Annotated in this window: 16 protein-coding genes; 2 read left to right on the forward strand and 14 right to left on the reverse strand. The window is 63.9% G+C overall.

What is annotated here, in order from left to right:
• Positions 1-19: 19 nt before the first annotated feature.
• From KF886_03480 to KF886_03515, 8 genes are all read right to left on the reverse strand, one after another.
• The gene (locus tag KF886_03480) at positions 20-238 is read right to left on the reverse strand and encodes a hypothetical protein (GenBank protein ID MBX3176398.1); all 219 of its coding nucleotides are present in this window, start codon (positions 236-238) and stop codon (positions 20-22) included.
• Positions 239-391: 153 nt separating this feature from the next.
• A complete protein-coding gene (locus KF886_03485; protein ID MBX3176399.1) occupies positions 392-2194 on the reverse strand; it encodes a sodium transporter in 1803 nt (600 codons plus the stop codon).
• A gap of 96 nt (positions 2195-2290) precedes the next feature.
• A complete protein-coding gene (locus tag KF886_03490; GenBank protein ID MBX3176400.1) occupies positions 2291-2686 on the reverse strand; it encodes a hypothetical protein in 396 nt (131 codons plus the stop codon).
• Positions 2683-3297 (reverse strand): dephospho-CoA kinase, encoded by a 615-nt coding sequence (coaE, locus tag KF886_03495; protein ID MBX3176401.1) that lies wholly within the window; start codon positions 3295-3297, stop codon positions 2683-2685. The genes KF886_03490 and coaE overlap by 4 nt, the downstream gene beginning before the upstream one ends.
• 52 nt (positions 3298-3349) lie before the next feature.
• Complete coding sequence (locus KF886_03500) at positions 3350-5944, reverse strand: hypothetical protein (protein ID MBX3176402.1); 2595 nt, start codon at positions 5942-5944, stop codon at positions 3350-3352.
• A gap of 304 nt (positions 5945-6248) precedes the next feature.
• Complete coding sequence (rimI, locus tag KF886_03505) at positions 6249-6728, reverse strand: ribosomal protein S18-alanine N-acetyltransferase (protein MBX3176403.1); 480 nt, start codon at positions 6726-6728, stop codon at positions 6249-6251.
• 14 nt (positions 6729-6742) lie between these two features.
• Positions 6743-7471, reverse strand: a complete 729-nt coding sequence (gene tsaB, locus KF886_03510) for a tRNA (adenosine(37)-N6)-threonylcarbamoyltransferase complex dimerization subunit type 1 TsaB (protein MBX3176404.1) — start codon at positions 7469-7471, stop codon at positions 6743-6745.
• An 8-nt stretch (positions 7472-7479) separates the two neighbouring features.
• On the reverse strand, positions 7480-7854 hold the full coding sequence (locus KF886_03515) for an integration host factor subunit beta (protein MBX3176405.1): 375 nt from the start codon (positions 7852-7854) through the stop codon (positions 7480-7482).
• A gap of 355 nt (positions 7855-8209) precedes the next feature.
• Here KF886_03515 and KF886_03520 point away from each other — a divergent pair, with 355 nt between their 5' ends.
• A complete protein-coding gene (locus KF886_03520; GenBank protein ID MBX3176406.1) occupies positions 8210-9331 on the forward strand; it encodes an aldose 1-epimerase family protein in 1122 nt (373 codons plus the stop codon).
• Positions 9332-9421: 90 nt separating this feature from the next.
• Here KF886_03520 and KF886_03525 read toward each other — a convergent pair whose 3' ends face one another.
• The 6 genes from KF886_03525 to KF886_03550 all read right to left on the reverse strand — a co-directional run bounded on the left by KF886_03525 (position 9422) and on the right by KF886_03550 (position 22643).
• Positions 9422-12100 carry a sigma-70 family RNA polymerase sigma factor gene (locus tag KF886_03525; GenBank protein MBX3176407.1) on the reverse strand — a complete coding sequence of 893 codons (2679 nt, stop codon included), beginning with the start codon at positions 12098-12100 and terminating at the stop codon, positions 9422-9424.
• 152 nt (positions 12101-12252) lie between these two features.
• The gene (locus KF886_03530) at positions 12253-14205 is read right to left on the reverse strand and encodes an alkaline phosphatase family protein (protein MBX3176408.1); all 1953 of its coding nucleotides are present in this window, start codon (positions 14203-14205) and stop codon (positions 12253-12255) included.
• Positions 14206-14299: 94 nt separating this feature from the next.
• Positions 14300-16906, reverse strand: a complete 2607-nt coding sequence (locus tag KF886_03535) for a DEAD/DEAH box helicase (GenBank protein MBX3176409.1) — start codon at positions 16904-16906, stop codon at positions 14300-14302.
• A gap of 357 nt (positions 16907-17263) precedes the next feature.
• Positions 17264-20125 (reverse strand): carboxypeptidase regulatory-like domain-containing protein, encoded by a 2862-nt coding sequence (locus KF886_03540; protein ID MBX3176410.1) that lies wholly within the window; start codon positions 20123-20125, stop codon positions 17264-17266.
• Between the two features lie 8 nt (positions 20126-20133).
• On the reverse strand, positions 20134-21147 hold the full coding sequence (locus KF886_03545; protein MBX3176411.1) for a DUF1573 domain-containing protein: 1014 nt from the start codon (positions 21145-21147) through the stop codon (positions 20134-20136).
• 527 nt (positions 21148-21674) lie between these two features.
• Positions 21675-22643 carry a hypothetical protein gene (locus KF886_03550; protein ID MBX3176412.1) on the reverse strand — a complete coding sequence of 323 codons (969 nt, stop codon included), beginning with the start codon at positions 22641-22643 and terminating at the stop codon, positions 21675-21677.
• Between the two features lie 921 nt (positions 22644-23564).
• On the opposite strand from KF886_03550, the gene KF886_03555 reads away from it, so the two are divergent.
• The gene (locus KF886_03555) at positions 23565-23903 is read left to right on the forward strand and encodes a carboxypeptidase regulatory-like domain-containing protein (protein MBX3176413.1); all 339 of its coding nucleotides are present in this window, start codon (positions 23565-23567) and stop codon (positions 23901-23903) included.
• Positions 23904-23975: the final 72 nt, after the last annotated feature.

Below are 23975 nucleotides of genomic sequence, written 5' to 3' on the forward strand. Positions count from 1 at the left end.
CCTTCTGGTTGCACCGCATTCATCCGTTCGTATCCTTCTTTTCTCGCTCCCGGGCTTCCGCCAACTCCTCCCGAAGTTCCCGCATCCGCTCCCTGACGGTATCGAGTCTCAATGGCCCCATGGAAACGCGATCAGGGCCATTCTCGATTTCCCGCCGGAGCTCCTTGAGGAGTTCCAGTTCCTGCTCGATCTCGGCGGCCAGCCAGGGCCCGCCCCAACGGCTATGTTTTTCGACCATTCCCACATCTCCAAGTTGCTTGTCGTATCCTTTATTGGGATGTAAACCCACTTCACCGCCGATTTCGCCGGTCCGGGTATGGCTCTCCGCGGAACGCCTGTCCCTCGTCGGGGAGGCAGGATGCCTGGCCTGGCCAAGATCAGTTTTGCCATTTCAGGGTACCGGATCGGCGGGAGGCGGCTCAATGCCTTCGCCGAGACGTTGCATGCCGAGTTTTCCGCGCCAGGCGGCGAGCGCGCCGCCGGCGCCGAGGAGAAGGCCGACGAGGAGGGTGAGCCAGGCGTCTGCGAGGGGGGCGGTGGCGAGCACGGCGGCCGCCATGAGCCCGCCGAGCAGGGCGCAGGTCATGCCGATGATGTAGAGGGCGTAGAGGCCGTCTCGCGGGCGGCCCTGCCCCGCGCCGGGCGTTTCGGCGGCGGTGAGGCCGTCGAGGAAGGCGTCGACCTCGGCGCGGCGGGCGGGAGAATCGGGCCAGATCCGGCTGCCGATCGCCAGGCCGGCGGCGGTGGGCAGAATGGTGATCCAGGTGAGCCACTGCACGCCGCGCAGCCAGGCGAGGGAGGCGTCTTCGCCGGGGGCGAGCCAGGCGAGGCCGGGCAGCGCCGCGAAGGCGGACTGGACGGCGGGATAGCTGATGGCGTAGGCGCCAATTCCGAGGAGGGCGCCGGCCGCGAAGCCGGCGATGGCGCCGCGCCCGGAGACGCGGTTGCTCAGGAGCCCGGCGGCCATCGGCAGCGCGACAGGCGGCAGGAGCACGGCGAAGAGCTGCGCCATGATGTTCACGAGCTCGTCCAGTTCCTGCGCGTAGACGAGCGCCACGGCGAGGATCATGGCCAGGCCGCCGACGAGCACGGTGGAGAGGCGCCCGATCAGCAGGAGCGCGCGGTCGGAGGCGTTCCGCGCGAAGAGCCGCTTGATGATGTCGTTGGTAATGACCGAGGCCACGGCGTTGTAATCACTCGACAGCATGGACATGGTGGCGGAGAACATGGCGGCGAGCACGACGCCCATGAGGCCGACGGGCAAGAGCATCCGGCAGATCATGGGGTAGATTTCGTTGGCGTCCGCGACATCCGGCAGGAACTGCGTCGCCGCAATGGCGGGCCAGAAAAGCAGGGGCGGCGCGATGACGGTGAGCACGGCCACGGTATAGCCCACCTTGCGGGCTTCCGCGTCGCTGCGCGCGGCGTAGTAGCGCTGGACGTAGGGCCATTTCGTGGCGAAGGTGAGCGCGAGGATCACCGAAAAGGACAGGAGCCACGGCCAGGTGTACGTGGCGTTGGTCACGTTGCCGTAGCCTTCGGGCAGGCGCTCCAGTACGCTGAGCACGCCGCCCGCCGCGGCCGCAGCCAGCGGCACGAGCACCAGCACCGCCACCGCCATGACAATGAACTGGATGAAGTCGGTGATCATGACCGCCCAGAGGCCGCCGAGGAGCGTGTACACCAGCATGATTGCGCCGCACCCGATAATCGCCCAGGTCTTCGCTTCGTTGCTGGTCATGCCGGCGCTCGCGGTGATCATGGTACCGATGACGAAGAGCTTCAGGGCGTCGTCGGCCACGATCAGGGGCACGCCGAACCAGCTGAAACCCTGGCGGATGGTGGCGTTGTAGCGCGTCTCCAGATATTCCACCGGGCTCGTGGTCGCCGCGCGCCGCCAGCGGGCCGCCAGGAACCACGCGCTGAGCAGGCAGCCGGGAATGGAGAACCACCAGATGGACACCGCGACAAAGCCGTACTGGTAGGCCAGGGCGGAGTAGGAAACGAAGGTGAAGGCGCTGAAGGTCGTCATGTAGAGCGAGATACCCGCGAGCCACCAGGGCACCTGTCCCCCGCCGCTGAAGAAATCGCTGAGATTCTTCATCCGCCGCGCGTAGGCGATGCCGATGCCCAGCATCACGGCGAAAAAACCGGCCAGAATGATGTAATCGGTCAGGGCGAGTCCGTTATTCATGCGGGATTGGAACTCCGGAAGTTCAAGCGGTAGTCGGTTCAATATGCCCGCCTACCTTAGATGATTCCGGGATCCGGTACAAGTCGCCGCCGCGCGCTACTTGATCTTTACGCCGCCAGCAACCCGAATCCGGCTCGTCGCGGTGCGGTCGCGCTTGTCGGCGACATCGCTCATGAGGCTGACCGCGCTGGAGACCGGTGGCGCCGGGGGCGCGGGCGGCGTTCGGAAGACCTCCTCGGCCGCTTCGCCGAGCGCCGCGATGAGCTCGAGGTGACAGCCGAGGCAAAACTCGGAATCGTCGATCGCCGCGTGGCGCCGGCAACGCACGCAGAGCAACTCCCGTTCTTCGGGCGGCGATTCGGCGGCAGGTTCGCTGGGCGGCGGCGGCGCGGCGGGTTGTTCCGCGGCCTGTTTCGCCAGGCGGCAGGCGCGGCAGAGCACTTCCCCCGTCCCGGAGGCGATGAGCTTTCCGCAAGCCTGGCAACTGGTCATACTTCCTGCTCCGCGCCGCCTTGCAACAGCGCCCGGGCCACCGCGTCCACCTGCGTGTGCAGGCCCTCGAGGGTCCCGCCGTTTTCAATCACCCAGCGCGCCAGGGGGCGCTTCTCTTCCGGGTCCATCTGCGCGGCGATGCGCTGGCGAGCGCGGGCCTCATCCAGGCCGCGCCCGGCGACCAGCCGCCGCACCCGAACCGCCTCCGGGCACGAAACGAGAATCAGACAATCCAGCCACGGCTCCAGCGCGGCGCCTTCGCCAAGAAGGGCGGCGTCCACGATGCACGCGGTGTGCCCGCCGCGCGCGTACTCCGCGCATTGCGACGCGATTGCGCTGGCCATTTTCGGATGCACGATCCGGTTGAGGCGTTCGCGCTCGCCGGGATTGGCGAACACCAGCGCGCCGAGCTTTTCTCTATCGATCCTACCACAAGTGAGAATGCCATCGCCGAACGCCGCGATCACCTCCGTCTCCGCCGGCCCGCCGGGCGCGATCATCGCGTGGCCCGTGGCGTCCGCGTCAATCACGGGTATTCCGTGCGTTTCGAAGCGGCGCGCCGCGGTGGATTTTCCGCTGCCCGTGCCGCCGGTGAGCCCTGCGATAGTCATTCGCCCGATCCGCGCCTCCATTTCGAATGGTTTCCCGATATCCGCACAGACATTACGAGCGAAACCATGGCAGGGTCCACTTGCGCGCGCCCATCTCGGAGCCGGAGGCCTCGGGGCCCTCACCGATCCGCAGCTGCAGCGCGCTGGTAGACAACTTCACGCGCGGCGTCACGATAAGGCGGTTCCCGGCGTCGCGCCGCGTGTCCGCCGGGATCGTCTCGTCGCCCGCGTAGAGACGGCAGCGGGCGGAGGCGACATCCGCCGGAAGTGAAATCGAAATCGAGGCCAGTTCCTGCGGGATGTCCATTTCATACGCCATCCGGCACGTGTAGGCCGCATCGGCGCCGCCCACCTCCACGGTGACCTTACCGAACCCGTTGGGTGTGTAGAGGGTGAGCGCCCGGCGCTCACCGCGCGCGAAACGCTCCAGGTTGAGCTGCAACTGCTTCTCGGAAAGCACGAGCGCCGCGCCATCGGGAACCACGGCGTACCAGAGCACGAGCGCGCCAAGCGCCCGCGCCGGTTCCATCGACTCTCGCTCGCCGGGTGGGCCCGGCATCAGGGCATGCGGGAGCTGCGCGCAAAGTGCCGAATCCGGCGCATGCTTGCGCGCCAAGGCGTGCGCGGCGACACCAGTGTAGATCTCGGCGAGCGCTGGGGCGCCGGTTCCCGCCGCGGATGTATCGGGCGTCTCTCCGGCGGCGTCCGGCAGGAAGAGCATCCGAATCCGTCCGTGATCGAGTCCCCGGCTGGCGGCGGCCTCCAGGATCCGCGCGATCCGCGCCGGTGAAAACACATCCGGCAGATCGAGAAAGTCCGCGATCCAGATGGGGAAGAGCTGACCGAGGTGGCAGGCGGGCGCCAGGGCGGTCTCGGAGATCAGGCCGAGCGCGGGCTTGGGATAAAGCTGGAAATAGCCGTGCTCCCGGTTCCAGAAATAGCGCTCAAACGCCCGCGACGCGCGCTCGGAGGCCTTCTGATAGAGCGCCGCTTCCGCGCGCTTCTCTCGGCGCGCCAACCGCGCCGCCGCGTGAAGCGCCACGAGCCAGAGTCCGGCGGTGATCACATTCAGGCCCCGCGCGGACGCGCCATCGAGGCCCGGTTCCTCGTCCAGGATATCCGGGAAGCCGTCCAGATCCTTGTCGGTCGCCAGCAACGCCGCCATGGCTTCCTGGATGGGCGTCAGCAGCCTGGCGCTGGCCGCCAGGTTGCCGCCGTAGCGAAAATTGCGGCATGCGAGCAACACAAACTGCGCGCACGCTTCGACGCGCGCCGCGCCCCCCGCCGCGAATTCCGGGGCGTTGAAGCCTTCGAGTCCATCGCTGATGCGCAGCGCCCGGGTTTCCGGCTGGAGCAGGCGCCCGCTCGCGCGCTCGAGCATTTCCGTTTCGAGGCGCGGGAAAAACAGCATCAGGCCGAAGGACCAGAACCAGCGATCGCGCAGGTAATTGACGCGCGGGTCGTGCGGGCCCGCCATCAGGCCGAAAGCCCCGTCGCGCGCGTGCAGCGAGTTGGTGCTCAGGACCTCGCACGCGGCGAGGAGCCGGCGGGCCAGGCCCGGCGGCAGATCCGCGCCGTGCAATCGCTGCTGCCAGGCCGAAACCGCGCTGTGGAGGTACGCGCTGTCGGCCAGGCCGGCCAGGGCCACCGCCCGCGCACCGGAATAGTTGTTGGTGTAGTAATTGCCCTCGTCCACACCGTTTACGACGTATCGCGGGCAATACCAGGCCGCCACGAAGGTCACCCGGCGCGATTCGCCCGGGCCGAGCGTGAAGCGATTGCACACCGCGCCCGCCCGCGCCACCGCTGGCGCACCCAGGCCGCTCACCTCGCCATCCGCCTCGAATTGCCGCCAGAATCGGCCCGCGGCCTCCGCATCCTCCGGGTCCCAGATCGCCAGCGAGGTACGGTATGCCCGGCTCCAGGGTGTGGCGATGCAGTACTGGCCGTCCTCGTTCGCCTGGATCGTGTCCAGCCCGCCGTAGACCAGCGCGTTCGGCGCCACGTCGCCCGGCCGGATATCGCGCGGGGCCGCGTCGTCGATGCGCCCCGACGAGACGCGTAACCGGCGCTCGTGGTCCTCCGCGCCCCCCTGCTTCATCTGGTCCCAGTCCGCCTGGGTCACAAGCGTATCGGGCGTGATCGGCGGGATGGCGTCGGGCTGCCGGATAGCGCTGGCGCCGCACGTGTTTTCCCAGTTGAACAGCACCGAAACCTCGCATGGGCTCGGCGAGCGGTTGGTCACCTGTACGGCCAGGACCAGCAGGGGAAGTGCGGACGCCTCGTAGTCGTAGGGCACCACGGGGGCGAACGCGCTCCAGACGGCGGTGACGGGCGCGGCGGGATCCTCAACCTGATAGTCGGCCTGGGGATACTGCCCGCGAAACTTCAGGGCGCCCGCCGGCAGCAGGTGCGGCGCATCTTCCCCGGCGCACGGCGTCTGAAGTCGGCGCATCCATGTGCGCCCGTCACCCGACGCGCGAATGGCGAGAAAACTGTGCCGCGCGAGGGGAATGCGCGCGGCCAGCGTCCGGTTGTTGTTGATCGTGAGATTCCGGAAGCGGCCGTCGGCGCAGAGCTCCACCGCGCCCGTCCCCAATCCCCCGAGCGGGACGGACTTCGGGGCCTCATGCGCTGGCTGGTTCAAGGCGGAGCTCCTGTGGTGGCGGCCGTCCCAGTTGAGGCGGCGTGCAGGCGGCCATTATAGGCGCAAAGACGCAAAACCGCAATTCAGGTAACACCTTAGCGGTCTGAAGTGCGGAACAGTATGTGTTTTTACTAATGGAGCCGGTGTGCATGGAGCGCCGGCGGCGCAATCTGCCAGCGGGCCGCCGGCGCTCCATAGTTGCACGTAGCCTTTATTCAGCAAGTCGCTCTGGTTTGGCCACTGTATTTCGTTCGGCTAAAGTGATACCAATTCAGCAAATGGACGGAAAGCGGCGACTGTCCATTCAGGTTGCGAGTTCCTTGACCATCACAATCGCGTCTTCGCCGGTGGCCGCGTAGTAGTTCCGGCGAACGCCGGCTTCCTGATAACCGGCGCCCCGGTACAGGGCGCGCGCGGCGGCATTGCTCTCGCGCACCTCCAGCCGGATGATGCGGCCGCCCGCCGCCGCCCCGCGCGCTTCGAGGTAGTCCATCAGATGCCGCCCGAGCCCTTGCATGCGGTATTCCGGGGCGACGGTCAGGCGTGTGATGTGCACTTCCTCCAGGATCATCCAGAATCCGCCGTAGGCCACGAGGGTATCGTCGAGAAAGGCGAGGTAGAAGTGGGACGCCGCGTTCTGGATTTCCTGATGAAACATGCCCTGGGTCCAGGGATCGGGGTAGGCTTCGTGCTCGATCGGGAGCACGGCGGGCAGGTGATGCTTCTGTATGCGCTCGAAGCGCAGCGCCGACGCGTCGATGCCGGGAGCGGACGGCGTAGCCATCTACCGGGCCCGTTTCAGCACGGCGCGGCGGAAAGCCGCTTGTCGCGGTTGACTTCCGCCTGGGACTTGCGGAGGTACACCGGGTTGACGAGGCCGGCATCGCCCGACGCCCCCCGGGCGTGCAGGTCCAGCGCTTCGAGGGCCACGGCGCTCGCGCGCGGGGCGCCCTGCGCGGGGGCGGCGAACACCGCCTCGGGCCAGCGGGCGGCCAGGGCCTCGCGGTAAAGCTGCGCGCCATCGCCCAGCAGCGAAACCTCCGCGGGATCGAAACCGGGCGCCGCTTCCAGCGCATCCAGGAAGGCCGGCACGCCGCAAACACGATCCGCCAGCACCTTGACGCGCTCCGGGCCGTCGAAGCGGTAGGCCGCGCAGAAAACCTCCTTCATGCGGGCATCGAGCAGGACGGCCTGGCAGCCTCGGGGCGGGGCGGGCGACAGGCGGGCCATCGCGTCGAGCGTGGGCACGCCGACGAGGGGGAGATCGTTGGCCAGCGCAAGACCCTTCCAGGTGGCGGCGCCGATGCGCAGGCCTGTGAAGGAGCCGGGGCCGATGGCGATGGCGAGCAATTCAACGTCGGCGAGGGTGAGCCCCGCTTCGCCCAGCAGCCACTGAAGCGACGGGAGCAGGCGCTCGGAGTGCAGGCGCCGCCCATCGATTACGGCCTCCGCCAGGAGGGCGTCATCACGGCAGAGCGCGATGGAATAAATGGCGGTGCTGGTATCTGCGGCGAGAATAAGCGGCATTAATCGGGCTAAAAGGGCTCCCGCGCGGGGGCCTCCTCTTCCTGGGGGAAATGCTCCGGCTGGATCGGCCGCCGCTCGACGCCGTCCCCCCCGATTTCCTCTTCAACGTCCCCGGCCACCAGCTCCTTCATGCGCTTTCCAGGGCGGAACGTCACCACACGCCGCTCCGGCACCGGAACCTGATCCCCTGTGCGGGGATTGCGGCCAATCCGGGATGCGCGCGTTTTCACTTCGAAGACGCCAAAATCGCGCAATTCCCACCGCTGTCCACTCGCCAGGGACTGGGAAATCGTGTCAAAGGCGCCTTCGATAATCTTTGACACATCGCTCTGGGTCATGCCCAGTTTATTGGCCACCCGAATGACAAGTTCACGCTTGGTCATCGTCACAGCGGTGAACCCTCCTTCCTGCGATTGGACTGCTCCGAAGAAGTGCTGAAGAAAAAGGTATAAACGTATGATACAACGTGCATTATACGGCCCGTCGAGGGGGTTGACAACTCTTCGGAGACCGGAACAGTGCGGTGCGGCGCCCAAGACCGGCTTCGCGCACCCACACCACGACACCCGCATGCGCGGCCGTCCTAACTGATTATACATCATATAATTATGTCCGTTAAACCCACCGCGTGCAACATTTTTGCGGCGCAACCACGCCGCAGGCTTGCAACGCCACGCGCGGGCGCCCGACAATAGCGCGCCGGGGCGAGCACGAACCCAGCACCTTGGAGATCTCACAATGAAATTGTATGGAAAAGAGTATTCAGTCAAGGATTTACGCCGCCGCGTCGGCAACATGGACCAGATCGCCGGCGTGCGCCTGGTGCAGCTGGACGATGGCAACGAGCGCCCCACGCGCGCGGCCATCCTGCAAACCGGCACGGGCCTTGAAGTTACCGTGCTGCTGGACCGCTGCCTCGACATCGCCGCCGCGTCGTATCAGGGCCAGGCCATGGGCTGGCGCTCGACGACGGGCGACGTGGCCCCGCAGTACTACGAGGCGGAGGGTATCCGCTGGCTCCGCAACTACTTCGGCGGCCTGGTGACCACCTGCGGGCTCAACAACGTCGGCGCGCCGGAAGACCGCAGCGAACTGACGGGGAACGGGCTCCACGGGCGCATCGGCAATACGCCCGCGCGCAACCTGAAGGTGGTGCAGGAGTGGCGCGGCGAGGACTACGTCATCTCGGTGACGGGGACCATGCGGCAGACCGCGCTCTTCCACGAGAACCTCACGCTCACGCGCACGGTGCACACGAAGCTGGGCGAGAACCGCTTCTGGATCGAGGACGTCATCGAAAACGAAGGCTTCAACGACGCGCCGTACATGCTGCTGTACCACTGCAACGTCGGCTGGCCCGCCGTGGATGAGGGCTCCGAGCTCATTGCGCCGAGCCGCCTGGTGGCCCCGCGCGACGCGGAAGCCGAGGACGGCAAGGAGGCCTGGGCCCAATTCCACGGTCCGGCGCACGGTTATGCGGAGAAGGTTTACTTCCACGACATGGCGCCCGCGGGCGACGGCACGGTCACGGCGGCCATCGTGAACAATGGTTTCGCGCGCGGCGAGGGCTTCGGCGTTTACGTGAAGTACAACCAGGACGCGCTCCCCCGCTTCACCGAATGGAAAATGCTGGGCGAGCAGGACTACGTGGTGGGGCTGGAGCCCTGCAACTGCGGCGTGCAGGGCAAGAAGCTCGACGAAGAACTCGGGCTGCTGAAATCGTTAAAGCCGGGCGAGCGGTGCAACGTGTCCCTCGAACTCGGCGCCATCACCACCCCCGAAGAAGTCGCCGCGCTGAAAAAGGACGCTGGCCGCGCAACCCCGAAGCTGACGGAACGCGACATCGATTTCCTGAAGTAGGCGGGAGGCGGGGAACAGGCGATAGACAGTGACAGGACGGGTCGGTCCTGTCCATTCTGTGCTATCCCTCGCTGGCGCATGACACTACACTCATGGCTCGCGGCCCAGGACGATCTCGCCGAGTCCCGCAATGGTATCCGCCTCCAACGCGACCTGCTCGGCCGACCAGGCCCAATCGCCCGCCGAAATGCTGATGTCTACCACATCCGCGGGGGCGCTGCCGGCTACGGTGAAGTGGCCGCGCGCGTTGGTGATGGCCTCAAGCATCCAGGTATGGCCGTCGCGGTTGGTGGCCGTAATGGCCAAGGCCGTCTCGGCCACAGGCCGTCCTTCCCCGTCCACGAGGTCGCCTTCGATTCCCGCGCCCTGCCAGAGCACGATGGTTTCTTCGGGATGGACCGTGCCGGGGCTCTGCTCCTCGAAGTCCGGTCCGAAGGCCATCGCGTAGCCTGGCTTTTCGACAAGGAGTTGCGCGCCGCTCATGGGCGCGAGGAGTATGGGGGCGTCCAGGCGTCCCCCGGCGTTGGTCTGGCCGTACGCGACGGGGCCGCCCCCCCAGGTCTCGGTTGAAAACTTTATTGCGGCGCCTTCCACGGGGCTCCCGCCTGGATCTAGAATCCGCACCGAGAAAACCTGGGGCTCGGGCAGGGTTAGCTCGATGTCGATCTCGTCTCCGCCCCTTAGTTTTTGAGGCGCGGACACATTGCCAGTGATATCGTCGTCATACAGGTAGCGTGCCTGAAAGGTATATTTTCCCCGCTCTCCTGGCAGCGTGAACCGGAGCGCGAGGCGCCCATCCTGCTGGCCGCGTGCGATGGGCTCATCGTCTTTAAACGCAACGCCCTCGACGGGCACATGGCCTGAAAAAGGCTGGCCCGACTGCTGGCCCACAACCGTCGCTCGGACGGTAATGCAATTGGTATCAAACACGGCATGGTACTCGCGGGTCTCGCCAGCGGCCAATGCTGCAATCGGGTCCATTCTTTCGCGGCCGTCGTCGAATCCATTCATATCCACTTTTGCTTGAAAGTCCATTCCGGCGTCGACCTCCGTGGCGTAGCGGCCCGAGGCATCACTGATACCGGCGAAGTTGCCCGCGTAGGAAGGGCTTGACCAAGCCTCGCCGTCGGCGCGCTGGACGCCAATGGTTTTTTGTGCGTAGAACGTGACGCGCGCGCCCGACAACGCCTTGCCCTTACGGTCCTTCACGGTTCCGCGGATGACCGCCGGGGCAGCCAGCTTCAAGTCGACGGGGCGCTCTGTCTGCACGAGGACGTCCGGAAACGTGGCGCTGCCGTGCTCCGCCGACCGCACGCGCAGCGCCGCCACGAATCCGCGCTCTTCTTCCTCGAAACCCAGCGTGAAGTGGCCTTCCCCATCGGTATTGGCGGCGCGCTGCAAGTCGGACACCAACTTGCGCGCCCCCGTCAGGCCGATACAATAAACATACGCGTCGGGCACGGGTGCGCCGGAAGCCGAGAGGACGCGCCCGTGCATCGCCGCGCCGCGTTGAAGCATGAAATCGAGCACCGTTTCCTTTCCCGCTTCGACCGCCGCGTATTTCGCCTCCGACGCGAAGCCGTCCCTGGACGCGGCCACCCGGAAGCCTCCTTCGTGCCGGATGCCGCCGATCAGGTAGACGCCATCCGCGCCACTGGTCCCGGTACGGGCAATGCCGCCCGCACCCGGCAATTTGCCCCAGGCGTGGCTGGGCACAAGTGCAATCGCCGCACCGCGCACGGGATAGGCGTCCTTATCCAGCACCATGCCGGAGACCGAGGCGTACTGCGCCGGGTCCGCGATCGGCGGATAGTGCTCCAGTGCCTTTTCCAGTTCCCCGCGCGAAAGCGCAAGCAGATCGTCGAGCGATGGCGTCTCCCCTACGGCCGCGACGACGGCGGCCGGCGCCGGCGCGGGCGGCCCGGCCGGGGCGCCGGCGGTCTCTACCATGCCGGATGAGTCCGCGGGTTCGGGGCCCGCGCCGCCGCCCGGCGCCTCGGCCGCGGTACGCGCCAGTGCGAAATAGGCCCCCGCCGCGAGGAGGGTCAATATTCCAGACACCGTAAGGATTTTCGTTTTCATAAGTAAAAGGCTCCCCAGCGTAACGCCGGTTGCGGTGGCCCCACCCCCGCCGGAGACCGTCCCGGCGGCGATGGCGAGTTTTACAAGTGAAGCCTTTAAGGAAAGGGGCGCGGCGGACGTATCCAAGGCCAGCGACATCCCGAGACTGGCCACAGACAACGTCACGCCCCGCTTTCGGAGGTCCTTGCGAATACCCTCCAGCCCGCGCTGAATACGGTAGGACACCGCACGACGGGTCACGCCGAATTCCGCGGCGATTTCAACGTGGGATTTTCGCCCGAGGTAGTGCGCCACGACGGCGTCTCTCAGTACTTCCGGAAGCGCCTCGATGGCCTCGTCCACATGCCCGCGGACATCGTCCCACGCAGGCTGGACCGGATCCGGCGCCAGGACGCCGTAGGCCCGTTCCCGCGCGCGGCGGTTCGCATCCAGCCGGATACGTTCCCGGCTCTTGTTCGTCGCCACGGCATGGAGCCAGCCCCCGAGGGACGTCCGCACGTCTCCGCCCGCCGTCACAAGCTGCAGAAAACACTCCTGCGACACCTCTTCCGCGTCCGCCTCGTTGCGCAAAACGCGGTGGCACGTCCGGTAGACCTGGTCCGCGAAGCGCTCGACGATTTCATTGAAGGCTTCCGCCTCCCGCCGCGCGGTCCAGCGCCTCAGGAGGGCTGCATCATCCAGGGACATGGCTGTGGTCTACTCCGATTCCATTCCTTAAAGGTACACCACAGTTGCAGCGGAGACGGAATCGGGAAATCGGAGGCTTCCGGCATGTATCCGGGTAGCGTCAACGGTGGCGCCAGATCTATTCGTTGTTTCGGCCTGTCCCCCGCGCTGAATTACCGCAACGGCTTGCCCTCGAAATCCGCCGGGACCTTCGCACCCAACGTATCCAGCGCGGTCACGCCGAGGTCGAGCAAGGTGGCGCCCGGCTTCAGCTTCGCGTTGGAGAAGAGTATGCCCGAGGTGAATTCGTGGTCCGAGCTGGCGTGCTCGCCGCTCCACTTGGAGTCGTTGACGCTGAACAGGTCCACCGGCGCCGCGCCCGCCGCCGAGGCCTTGTCGGTCTGGTAGCCCTCGGCATAGCCGAGCTGGATGTCGGGCGCGTCCGTGATCGCAACGCCTTGCGGGTCGGCGTGGGTGTATACCGCGCGAAAGACTTGCTCGCCGGTGTCGGGGTCCACTACCGCGAGCAGTTTCTCCTGAAGCTCTTTCAGCAGCGGGCCCGCCTGCGCATCGGTCACGATGCCGTTGCGCTCGCGGCCCTGCCGGTTCAGGAAGATCATGCCGAGCCCGAGCCCGTAGGCCCGGCTGCGCGACCAGTCGTAGGTGTAGCCCCGCGTGTCGCGGTCGAAAAAGTACTTCGTGTCCGTGAAGGCGGTCGAGGCGTCGGGCTGGCCGGTTACCGTCAGGTATCCGTTGCGCACGAGCCAGGTGTTCACGCTGAAGCCTTTGCGAAAACTGTGGAATCCGTGATCGGACATCACCATGAGCAGGTCGTCGTCGTTCAGGCGCGCCATGACGTTGCCCACAATGGAATCCATCTTGAGGTAGGTGTCCTCGACCGCGCGGCCGTATTTCCTGTTGCCTTCCTCGGTATAGAGGGGGTGCTTGGGGTCGCGGTGCGCCCAGAACATGTGCGCGACGCGGTCGGTCGCGGTCCAGGCGCCCACGAGCAAGTCGAAGTTGCCCGCGTCGATCTCATCGAGGACGAGCTGCTCGCGCCACGCCATGGTTCGCCGGGCGTCCTCCAGGAACATCGCCTCGGTCATGTCGTCGCGTTCGAGCGCCTTGGTGTCGTAGGCCCAGCCGATGGTCTTGTAGAGCCCGACGCGTTCCACGAGATCCGCCGCGTAGGATCCGGGCGTGCTGATCGGCGCGTAGGGCGCTTCCGGATGAAATTGCAGGCAGGTCATGTAGATCCGCACGGTTTCGCCCACTTCCGTCGCGAAATAGCGGCTGATCGCGCGGACCGAGTACGACGGTGACAGTGCGAACTCCCACTCCACCCAGCCGCTCCACTCCCCTTCCTTCAAGGTGACCGATTCGCCCTGCACGGCCAGCGACACCGACTTCGCGGCGGCATCGACGGCGACTTCCAGCGGGACTTCGACGTAGTCATTGGTCCGCGGATTGCGAATGCCCGGAATCTGCACCGTCGCGCGGTCGCCTTCCAGCTTCAGCGGCAGGCGCAACCCGCCCGGGACGGACTCCTCGGCGGGAAAGGCCGTGGAGAGGGCGAAATACGTGCTCTGGGTGCCGCGGATATCGGGGGTGTCGAGCCCGCAGAGCATCCGGCACTCGTCGGAGAGGTCATCCGCCGGATAGGCGAAGGGCACAAGCAGCGCCTTCACCTTGAGCCCCTGATCGCTCGCGACCTTCCAGAAGCTGTCGCCCTGCCGGTTGCTTTCGTAGCGCGCGGGCCGGGCCAGGTTGCCGCTGGCGTCCAGCTCGGCGTGGTGGAGGCGGCCAAAACCCGGCGCGGGCAGATACGTTTTTGGATCGCGCCGGAGAAAGTCGTAGATTCCGTGGTTGTGCGGGGTTTTGCAGGTCGAAAACGAGGACCACGCCGTGGGCGATTGCGGCGGGCTGCTGGAGCCAAGCTCCTGGAAGCTGCCACCGGCCTGAAGTTTCGCGAGGTTGGGCAGCTCGCCCGCCTCCATCATGGTGCGGACGATGCCCGGGTCGGCGCCGTCGAATCCGAGAATCACCACGCGGCCCGCGCTCGCGGAAAAGGCCAGAATGAGCGCGGTCGCAACCGCGGCGAATAGCATGCCGTGCCGGGTATTCATAACTGGGGGTACTCCTGGGGTTGGGCAGGTCGCCACCGCCTGCCGCGGGGAGCCATGGTACCCGAGAGCCGTTTCGCGGGGCAACGCGGCGCCCTCATACCGCCGCCACCGCCCGCGCCGACACCACCACGGCCTCCGGCGCCAGCGCGAGCACGAAACCGCACTTGCTCCGCGTCTCGATGAGCCCGCGCTCGCGGCCGGGGCAGGCTTCGCGGATCCGCTGGAGCAGGGTCCGCTTCTGGTAGTGGATCTGGTTCTGCTCCACCACGGTTTTGCCCCAGAGCGCGTCGTAGATCGCGTCGTAGGGCACGCACTCGCCCGGACAGCCCGCCAGCAGCCGGATCAGCGCGTACTGCTTCCGCTGCAGCCGCACCGCCTGGCCGAAAAGCCGGATTTCGTTGGGGCGACGGTCATCCACCACGAGCGCGGGCGCTTCCGGCGCGGAGTCCGATTCCGCAGGGGGCGGCGCCGCCTCCTGGATCGACTTCCGCGCCCAGGCGCGCAGCGCACCGACTTTATCCCGCGCCACGCACCGCTCCAGGGACGCCGCGCCGGCGTCCACGAGCGCGGCGGGCGACGACAGTCCTTCCCCGTGCAGCGCGAGGCATTCGGCCCGCGTGAGGTCCGCCGCACGCGCGATGGGGATAAGATCCACGGCCAGCCCGGAGGCCAGCCCTTCGGCCAGGGCCTGCAGGCGCGCGGCGAACCCCTCCCCCGCGCCCCGCGCCCGCGCCAGGGCCGAGGCCGCGTCGGCTAGCCACGCGATCTGCGCGGAGGCCACCAGCACCTGCCCGCACATCGTGTGGTAGCGCTCCTCGATGGCCTGCACCGGCTCGCCTTCCAGCCAGTCCAGCAGGATCAGCGTCACCTTGACCGCGCGAAGCTCTTCGAAGAAGGGCTGAACGCGCGATCGCCGCAGCCGGTTCAGCGGCACATCCGCCTCGTCCTCCCAATCGCGCGTGTGCGCCCGGAGCATGTCGACGTATCCCGCCTCGTCGTACTCGCGCGCCGTCAGCAGCACCTGGGCCGCGCGCCCGTCCGATGTGCTCGCGAAGGCCAGAATCGCGTCCGCGTCGCACCAGTCCCGATTCGCCGACGCCTCCAGCCACGCGACGAGGTCACGCGCCGACGCGATGGCGACGCCCTTCTTCGCCACCGCCGCGCCCGCCGCCGTCGCGGCGAGCGGCGAGTCGTCCTCCAGCGGCCCCTCGGCCAGCATACCCGCCTCGGCGCAGCGGTGGACGGCGGCGCGGATGCGGGCGCCGATCTCGTCGAGGGTATAGCGTTCGGCCCAGACCCAGCGGCCGGAAAGCGTGGCCTCCAGGAGATTGCGCAGTTCGCGGAGGGTCGCGCAGTGCCGCGACGCGACCAGCCGCAGGATGTGGTCCTCCAGCGGGCCGCGATCGAGTTGCGGCTCGATTCGCTCGCGCTCCCCCTCGACGTACTTGCGCCAGCACGCCTCCTCTTCGAAGGGCGACGTCGCCACGAGAATGGAGCGTCCGAAGGCGTGGCCCGCGCCGTAGCGCCCCGCGCGCCCGCCCATGTTCTCGTATTCCATGTGGAGCACCGGCGTCTTCCAGGGCATCCCCAGGCGCGCGTCGTAGCGCCATTTTTCCGTGCAGACAAACACATTGCGCGCGGGCAGGTTCAGGCCCACGGCCAGCGTGCTCGTGGAGACCAGCACCCGCGCCTCGCCGCTCCGGAAGGCCGCCTCCACAATGTTGCGCTCTTCCGGCGACAGATCGGCGTTGTGAAAGGCCACGCCGTGCGCCAGCACCGCCAGAAGCCCGTCGCGCGACCGGGTCGGCTCGATCGCCTCCAGCGCCGCGATTGCCTCCGACGCCGGCGGCAGATCCACGGCCGCCGCGAGCCGGTCCGCGCCGCGCCGCGAGTCGTGCTTCGCGCGCACGAACACGATGCTCCGCTCGCCCGCCGCCGCAAACGCCGCCACGTTCTGCGCCAGCTGATCCTCCGCGGACTCGCTGCACGCGTCAACGAGATCCTCCACGCCCTCGCCCGGCTGGTTGTAGGTCCGGTAGCGGAAGCGCCCGTCATACAGCACACCGTAGCGCAGCTCCACGGGGCGCTGGTCCGACTGGATCAGATCCGCATTCATCCAACCCGCCAGGCGCTCCGCCCCGCCGATCACCGCCGACAGCCCGATCAGCCGCACGCCGTCGCCCAGCAGCCGCGCCAGCAACAGCTCCGCCCCCGCGCCCCGCTCGGGGTCCGAGAGAATCTCCAGCTCGTCCGCAATGACCAGGTCGATCTCGGCGCCCCGCTCCGGACGGCGCACCAGCAATTGCGACAACTTCTCGTAGACCACCACGGCGATCGAAAAATCGCCCCGCTCCAGGTCCCCGTCGAAATCCCGGTGATCCCGCGTCGAAATGATCACGCGTAGCCCGTATTCCGCGTACTTCTCCTCGAAATCCCGGTACTTCTCCTCCGCCAGCGCCTTCAGCGGCACGAGGTACACCACCTGCTTCCGCCGCAGGGCGGTGTGCACCGCCGCCATCTCCCCCACAAACGTCTTCCCGGAGCTCGTCGGCGCCTGGATCAGCAGGTTCCCCCCGCCAAACAGGTCATGCCGCTTCACCGCCCGCTCCTGCAACGGCAGCAGGTCCCCGCTCTCCCGCCGCCGCCACAGATCCACCACGGCTTCCGGAATGTCGAACTGCAACAGCTTTTCGATCCGCATGGGTCTGCCTCCCTTCTTGCGCCTGGGGAAAGAATACTATATATTTTTTCAGGTGTCAAGGGGATTATTTCTCTGAATCATGATGACCTTGGCGCCGCTCTTGTCCGCAATCAATTAATGGAAGAATCTACCACGGATCGCACGGATACTCTAATACAGTAGGGACATCTATGACACGCCTATAGAGACGACTAGCTTTGTATCATTTTTGTTTCCGCTTTTCGAGGGAACGGGAAGGAGAACGCCTGGGCAATGGACACGCCCATTGCTATTGGGGAGGTGGCGTGGCGCAGCGTGTCGATAAATAGGTGGACGCCTGGTGGACGCCTCGACTTTACTACGAGTAGGTGGCTTTTGTCAGGGCAGGTCCACCGTGACCTCTGTGAGCGTTTCCGGTCTTACCTCTACTTCCACCGATGTCGCAATTGTCTCGCTTTGGCCACTCTCCGCAACGTCCAGTATCGCTGGGCCCGCGGCAACCGTGGGCCACGTCATTGTGCCGTCTGCCGGGAGGGTTCTTCCTGTCAGTCCATGTGGCGCGAGCCACAGCCTGGCGCCAACGACCGGCTCGCCGTGCTTCACGACGGCGACCCGTAAACTGCCCGCTGGCTGAAGCTGAATCACAAGCGGCGGGTCTGACGCGGCGCCGGGCCTTCCACTCGCGCTGCCAGGGGCGTAGCCGTCCAAAGAGGCAAAGACCGTCCGTATAGCGTCGCCCGAGAGCTCGAATTCGAATTTGCCATCGGCGCCGGCAACGGCGTCGGGAGGTGGCCCCTCCCCCGGCGTGGTTGTATTGTCTACGCTCCTGGTCATGGGCGCGGGCTCCGGCATGGCGTCTAGAAATAGGGCGGCGCCCGGCATCGGCTGGCCGGTTGAGTCCTGCACCACTCCGCGAAGGACGCGATACGCCTTGGCCAGCGCAACATGAAACTCCCGAGAGCCGCTTTCTAATTCCAGATGCACTTCGGCGTGATATCGTTCGTAGCCCGCGCTCTGCACTTCAATGGCCCAAATGTCCTTCGTGCGCCCCGGCTCTATTTCAATCTCCAGTATGCCGTCGGGACTTGCGCCATTCACGGGGCCTATCACGCTCTGTAACTGCCGCGACACGAATACAACACTGAACTGCGGTAACGGTTTCCCGGTTAGCCGGTCTGTGGCATTGACAAGCACCATTGGTTTATTTTCGAGCACGAGTCGCAGGTCCTTCGCGTCCGGCGTCACGTCATACCGTACCGCCGACGCAAATCTGGAATGTGTGGCCGCTACGGTGAAGGGAATCTTTTCCAGCCCAGCTATTACAAATCGCCCGTCCATTCCAGTAGTCGCGGCTCCGGAGGACCCGACTCCCATGGCGTCTACTCTTGCCATGTTAATTGGCCGGCCTGACTGATCGGTCACGGCCCCTTCGATCTGCCCCCTGGGGTAATCGCATTCTACGACCAGTCCCGCCATCCGTTCGCCGCTGCCTAGAGCGAGCGCCCAACTGCAGGCGCTGGCCACTATCGTGCCGACGCCGGCAATCTGCGGGTACACCCTTAGTTCGTACGAAGCCGGCGTAGCCGCGACCAACGAAAAATGTCCGGCGGCGTCTGTGTCAACACTTGCAAACAGTGGGTCCATTTGCTCGCCATCTGGAATTAAAGCAACCTTGGCAAAGGCCAGCCCGCGTCCGCCGGCATCCACCACACGGCCCGCCACAAACCCGTCCCAGGCGTAGTCCAGGACGAGCTCGATGCCTTCCGTCGCCGTATCCGCCACATAGTAAGGGCCAAGCTCTCCGCTCTCCCGTCCATTCGCACTCACTTCGAAGAAAATCTCTTGTCCCTGAACGCATGGAAATTCAAAGGCGCCATCGACGTCTGTAGATACTGATAGATGGGAGTCGGAGTTTCTGGCCCATACTTTCGCATTGGCTTGCGGCTCGCCGCTGGGAGACACCACTCGACCGTGAATGCTGGAACAGTCAATTACAAAATCCTGCCGCAGTATCTCGGGCTTGGCGCCGACCGAGAGTGTCAGCGGCCGGGCCAGCCTGCCCGCGTCAAGCCGCGCCTCGAGGCGATACTCTCCCGCGCCAAGCCCCTCTAGACGATAGAAGCCATCGCTGGTAGTGGGCGCGCTTTTTGTTAGCGCCTGCACCGAGGCGCGAACTTCGGCGCCCGCGAAGGGTGTTCCCGCCACATTCATAACGTTCCCCTCGACAACACTCCCCGCGCTGCAGAACAACATTACCTCGGTGTCCACGCTTCCCCGTAAGTCCACCTCGGTATCCCCCATCAGAACTAGTGCCTTGTCCACGGCCGCAATCGAATAGTTTACCTGCGGTACAGTCAAGGTGAAGGAACCATCGTGCCCCGTTCTTACTTCCTTGGCATCCACGTAGAAAGGCCGCGACTCAATGGCCAGTACAAGACCCGGCACTGGCTCGCCCGCCACCAGATCCCATACGGTTCCGTGCAAGGTCGTTTCACCTGGCAGGCGGAGAATCACGTTGTCGGTTCCGGGAACCACGGGAGCGGAAATTGTCGCCACTGCGCCCTGGACTACCGCGGCAAGTCGCCACAGGTGTGGCGCCGCCGTGGCAATGCGAATTCGAAACGCGCCAGCTTCCTCGGAGACAGCGGCGGCATCGCCGGTCAATTGTAGCCTTTGATACGTAATACCCGAGTGCTCGGCGGTGGGAACGATATGGACTCCAGCCACTCCCTGTCCTTCCGGGCCGAACACCCGTCCAAAAATCCACCCAGCGGCCCCCACCGCCTCCGTCCAGTACGCCGCCGGATGACGCGGCGACAATTCAAAGCGGTGCTCCGCGAAAAGCTCGCCTGACTCCAGGATGGCTTTGTATTTTCCGAAATTGAGCCGGGCGGCGAATCGGCCTTCTCCGTCCAGAATCTGCTCCGCTTGTATTGCCGGCGCCCGTCCCGTGGACAGTGCGACCACCCGCAAAGCTTCTCCGGCGAGCGGTTCGCCGGAGGGGGAGTAGAGACGGCCAGCAAGCAGGCCAGGCAATTCAGAAACGACCGGATCCTCCACCGTTGCTATCGCTGGCAAACCGGTCAGAGCCGCCGGCGCCTCTACGGGAATATTTCCCGCGATTGGCTCCGAGGCGGGTAGAGGCGCCGAAGGGCCCTCCCGGCCCGAAAGGAAGATCATGGCGCACACGGTGCAAACAAAAATTACTACCAGTACGGGAACCCATAACTTAATGCGCATAAGCCCTCCTACAATACCATAAAAAGAATCGCCAATTCCGCCTCACCCTGTTGGACGCCGACACGCCAGGAAAAAGTGGCGATTTCACGCTGTACCGTCCCCCTTTGACGTTTGGCAAAAATGGCAGGCGTTGTAGATACGCTGAGTGAAGACATATCGGCCCCGCCCAGGGAAATGTGCAAGCCGCGTTCCTCGAGAGTGGAGAAATTGGAATCTACAAGTTCGAAGCCTTCGCTTGCGAGCACCTCCACAGTTTCGACTCTGGGATAATCTTCCTTCGCACATCCCAGATAGATTTCCCTCTTCGACAACTCAACGTAGTCGACTACTCTACCCGTCAAGAGTACTGATTTCACCGGTTGAATCTGATCGTTTGTGTTTAAAGTTATTGACTCGCGGATATCCCGTGGAGCATCCGCGGAAAAACTGAACGAAACTCGAACCACATCTTCATTTGAAGCGATGCTTGAGACTGTGAGCGCGCTGGTCGAAGTCTCGGTTGAAACGACTTGTATTGATTCTTCCCCTGGAAAGGTCCTTAAGTAAAACTCGCCCTCATATAATGCAGGCGGTGGACCAATGAAGCCAATCGCCACTTCCCTCGGACAAGTCTCCGGCACCTCTGCAATTAGCTCATAATGCCGTGGATTCTCATTTTGGTCATCGAATGTCACAACTATGTTGGACTTCTTGGCGCCATCGCCAGTTGGAAGCGTCCATGACATCGGTATTGACACCACTGATTGGGGCTCGATTGCTCTAACGTAAGTCCCACCTGCAGTAGTACACCCACAGCTGGTAGTAATTTCGGAGATTCTAAGTGGTTCGAAATTCGCGTTGGCCACAACAAGCGCAAAATCTATCTTCACTCCATCGTGTCGAATGCCAAAATCTAGTCGCGGCGGTGAAGGGGCTATGCGAGACTCGGACTCGGGTGCTTCATTTTGAGCAAACTCGCAAGCCTGAAGGAGGCCCGAAGCGCAAACGACAAGAAGTATAACGGCGGCTGAAGACTTCATCATGTTCTTAATTCTCCGATTCCAACTGGAACAAGATATATTGCGCATCCCAGCTCAGCAGCCAGATCCCGAAATATAGCAGCCATCTGCGAAGGTACTCCCATCCACTCCCGACCAAATATCTTGCTGGCAACGCTTTCCTGTCCCCCCTCCAGGTAACGTGCAGTTATCATTAGTAGAGTCGCAAATCCAATATCCGAAGCAAAAGTACCGGCGCTGATTCGGAGTGGACCCTCCTTCCCCTGGGCCCGCAGATGAGCATTGAGGAATGTTATACAAGTAACTTCCTGTATTCGGGTCGTGGCACTGCAAGTAACTCGCCTTACACTGCACTTCACAAGACGACAGGACTTGGCCCGTACATACACTCGAAGTTTGGTACCAGCAGTCGCCGGAAACACTTTCACTTGCCACAATTGAGACCACCATAACAGCAAGACTCAAACGGCAAATTTGTATTGCATTCATAGTTCAAGGCTCCTTTTTGTTTAGTTCGTTCGTTTCAGTGGAACCAAAATCTGATGGGGCCTTCAGCCGCCAGGTTGAAGAGCCGCCTTATCCCTCCACAACAGATGTGCATTGGTACTATCCATCAAGACACCGTCGACACTGTACATGTACTTTCTGGATTCCGTTCCAGTAAATAGCAAGATCAACGTATCCTCCGAAGGCAGAATTTTCTCATAGGTGAACTCCTTTGCCTCCCATTTATTGAATTCCAAACTGGTCAGGGTGGACGTGAATATCCTTGTGGGTTTATCTGCTTTCACGTCATAGAATGTCTGTTTCCAGGATCCGGGAAACCAAATCCCGTCAAACTCATTTGGAACCACTTCCATTTCAAATATTATATCTCCGTGTTGAGCTGAAGAACTCACTATTAAACCCCCTCTTGACAAATCCACCAAGATTCTCTGACGAAGACCCGTCTCTTCCTCAATCTCAATCTGATATACGTTTTCTCCCTCATTGACTGGACCACAATGAAAGGATTTGTAGTTTTCGGAGCCACCAGCAATGATATCGGAGAAAGGTGTGCGACCGTCCCCGAATCCGCACGTACTAGGCCCACGTCCCACGACCCTTTTCACAACGGCGGGCCCGGCGTGAATATCGTGGTAGTCGTTGCAAAATAGCTCCATACTGACGTATGGATATGTAAAGTGGGCTATGTATTCATTATTTCGAATTAAGTCTGTCCTTTGGGTATAGCCAGATCTATCGTTAGGGCCACCTTTTAGGACTTTTGAAGTTTCATCCCGTTTCACAAACAGGTTCAGCCCTGCCCTGACCTCCTCCACATGCGCCTCAACTTCGGTTTCTCGCTGAATGCCATCAATGCGGAATGTTACCCAACGGATTTCCTTGTAAGTCGCTGCGTAGCTCGACGCTTTTCTCGCATTATGTTCGTGCTCGGCCACGAGGATGCGGGCAAGCTCCCAATCAGTAGACACATCAGCAGAGAGTACTGCGGCAGTGGCAATAAGCAGCAGATTCATCGCATGCTCCCTTCTATCAGGACCATCGAAAAGCCTGAACAGGCTGAAAGAAATGACACATCGGTATCCATTATAAAACTATCAATTAGACATTCCCTCGCCCTTAGAAATTTGATTCCAGCGACGAGACCAAGCAAGAAGTCAAACAAGCCTATAATGACAAGCGCAATCCCATCGGCAACACCCACAAAGCACCAGATACGTCCATCTGCCGATGAGTTCCTTTATTCATATCCCGACTCCGGAGAATACCTTGTTCAAAGCTACTCCTGATTCAGGCGTTCTGAGGAATTTCAATGGCAGGTCAAGCCCACGCTGATGGCCGCGGGACCGACGGAAATCTGCCATTCTGCGCGCGGGCACTCCCAAATGCCGCCGTCCTTCCCATGGCCCCGACGAGGGCAGCCCAGGTCGACCGCCGCCAACTATTTGACATCATCTGAGTTCTCCCTCATCGCCCGCGTCCACGGGACCTCCGACTTTGGCGGGACACGCCATGTAGCCCGAATAAATCCCTGGACCATGCCGCAATACGGGACCGCAAACCCGCTGCCGTTTTGCTTCCTGCAAAAGTGACGAAACCCGCCACGCTTAAGCAGCGTAGCAGAGTGGAGGATTTTTGTCAAGCGCTTATTTCCCCTTGTAGTGTCCCCCCCCCGACACCGCAAACTGGGCTCCGAGAGGAGATTTCGGATGTTGTGAACTGAAAACGACATGACAGCCGCACTGGCCTCGGTTTGCTGTGGCGTGGGTGCGTTGTTGTGTCTTTATGCGCCACTGACCGTTGGGGTACTGGGGTGACTCCGGAGGCGACGGGTCGGTCGCGCGAGTTGAGGGTTTCCATGGAGGGCCGGGCGTCTGTACCGTCGGGGGCGCATTGTGTATGAGGCGGCGGGGTTCGAGCTTCGCTGGGAGGGGGAAATGAAGCCGGTTCACTTCCAAGGCGTCGCGGCCGGAAGCGAAAACGTGGACTTCGTGCTGGTACGGCGCGGCCGCCTCATCGGGCAGGTCATCGACGCGGCGACCGGCGCCCCGTTGACGTCCTACCAGATTACGAGTGAAGGCGGATCGTCGGTCCCGCGTTTCCAATCGATCGCCGACCCTTCGGGCCAGTTTGCCGTCGAGGTCGAAACGGGCAACGTTTACCTCCGGGTGCGTGCGCCCGGATACGCGGACCAGGAGCACCTTGTCAAGCCGCCCACGGCGCCCGGTGAAGACCGCGACGGCATTGTCATCGCGCTCCAGCGCGCGGGCCAATAACGCGCTGGAACCCGGAACGCGGCGCCGCCGCAACCCGGTCCGGCTCACCCACCGATGAGCAATGGGAAAGTC

It is taken from the genome of Candidatus Hydrogenedentota bacterium, assembly GCA_019637335.1.
GTDB lineage: Bacteria > Hydrogenedentota > Hydrogenedentia > Hydrogenedentales > JAEUWI01 > JAEUWI01.

Excerpts from the sequence above, each read along its gene's own strand:
- KF886_03480 (MBX3176398.1), bottom strand. The coding sequence starts at position 238 with ATGGTCGAAAAACATAGCCGTTGGGGCGGGCCCTGGCTGGCCGCCGAG.
- KF886_03490 (MBX3176400.1), bottom strand. The coding sequence starts at position 2,686 with ATGACCAGTTGCCAGGCTTGCGGAAAGCTCATCGCCTCCGGGACGGGG.
- KF886_03535 (MBX3176409.1), bottom strand. The coding sequence starts at position 16,906 with ATGCGGATCGAAAAGCTGTTGCAGTTCGACATTCCGGAAGCCGTGGTG.
- coaE (MBX3176401.1), bottom strand. The coding sequence starts at position 3,297 with ATGACTATCGCAGGGCTCACCGGCGGCACGGGCAGCGGAAAATCCACC.
- KF886_03540 (MBX3176410.1), bottom strand. The coding sequence starts at position 20,125 with ATGCGCATTAAGTTATGGGTTCCCGTACTGGTAGTAATTTTTGTTTGC.
- KF886_03485 (MBX3176399.1), bottom strand. The coding sequence starts at position 2,194 with ATGAATAACGGACTCGCCCTGACCGATTACATCATTCTGGCCGGTTTT.
- KF886_03545 (MBX3176411.1), bottom strand. The coding sequence starts at position 21,147 with ATGATGAAGTCTTCAGCCGCCGTTATACTTCTTGTCGTTTGCGCTTCG.
- KF886_03550 (MBX3176412.1), bottom strand. The coding sequence starts at position 22,643 with ATGAATCTGCTGCTTATTGCCACTGCCGCAGTACTCTCTGCTGATGTG.
- KF886_03515 (MBX3176405.1), bottom strand. The coding sequence starts at position 7,854 with ATGACCAAGCGTGAACTTGTCATTCGGGTGGCCAATAAACTGGGCATG.
- KF886_03520 (MBX3176406.1), top strand. The coding sequence starts at position 8,210 with ATGAAATTGTATGGAAAAGAGTATTCAGTCAAGGATTTACGCCGCCGC.
- KF886_03530 (MBX3176408.1), bottom strand. The coding sequence starts at position 14,205 with ATGAATACCCGGCACGGCATGCTATTCGCCGCGGTTGCGACCGCGCTC.
- rimI (MBX3176403.1), bottom strand. The coding sequence starts at position 6,728 with ATGGCTACGCCGTCCGCTCCCGGCATCGACGCGTCGGCGCTGCGCTTC.
- KF886_03555 (MBX3176413.1), top strand. The coding sequence starts at position 23,565 with ATGAAGCCGGTTCACTTCCAAGGCGTCGCGGCCGGAAGCGAAAACGTG.
- tsaB (MBX3176404.1), bottom strand. The coding sequence starts at position 7,471 with ATGCCGCTTATTCTCGCCGCAGATACCAGCACCGCCATTTATTCCATC.
- KF886_03525 (MBX3176407.1), bottom strand. The coding sequence starts at position 12,100 with ATGTCCCTGGATGATGCAGCCCTCCTGAGGCGCTGGACCGCGCGGCGG.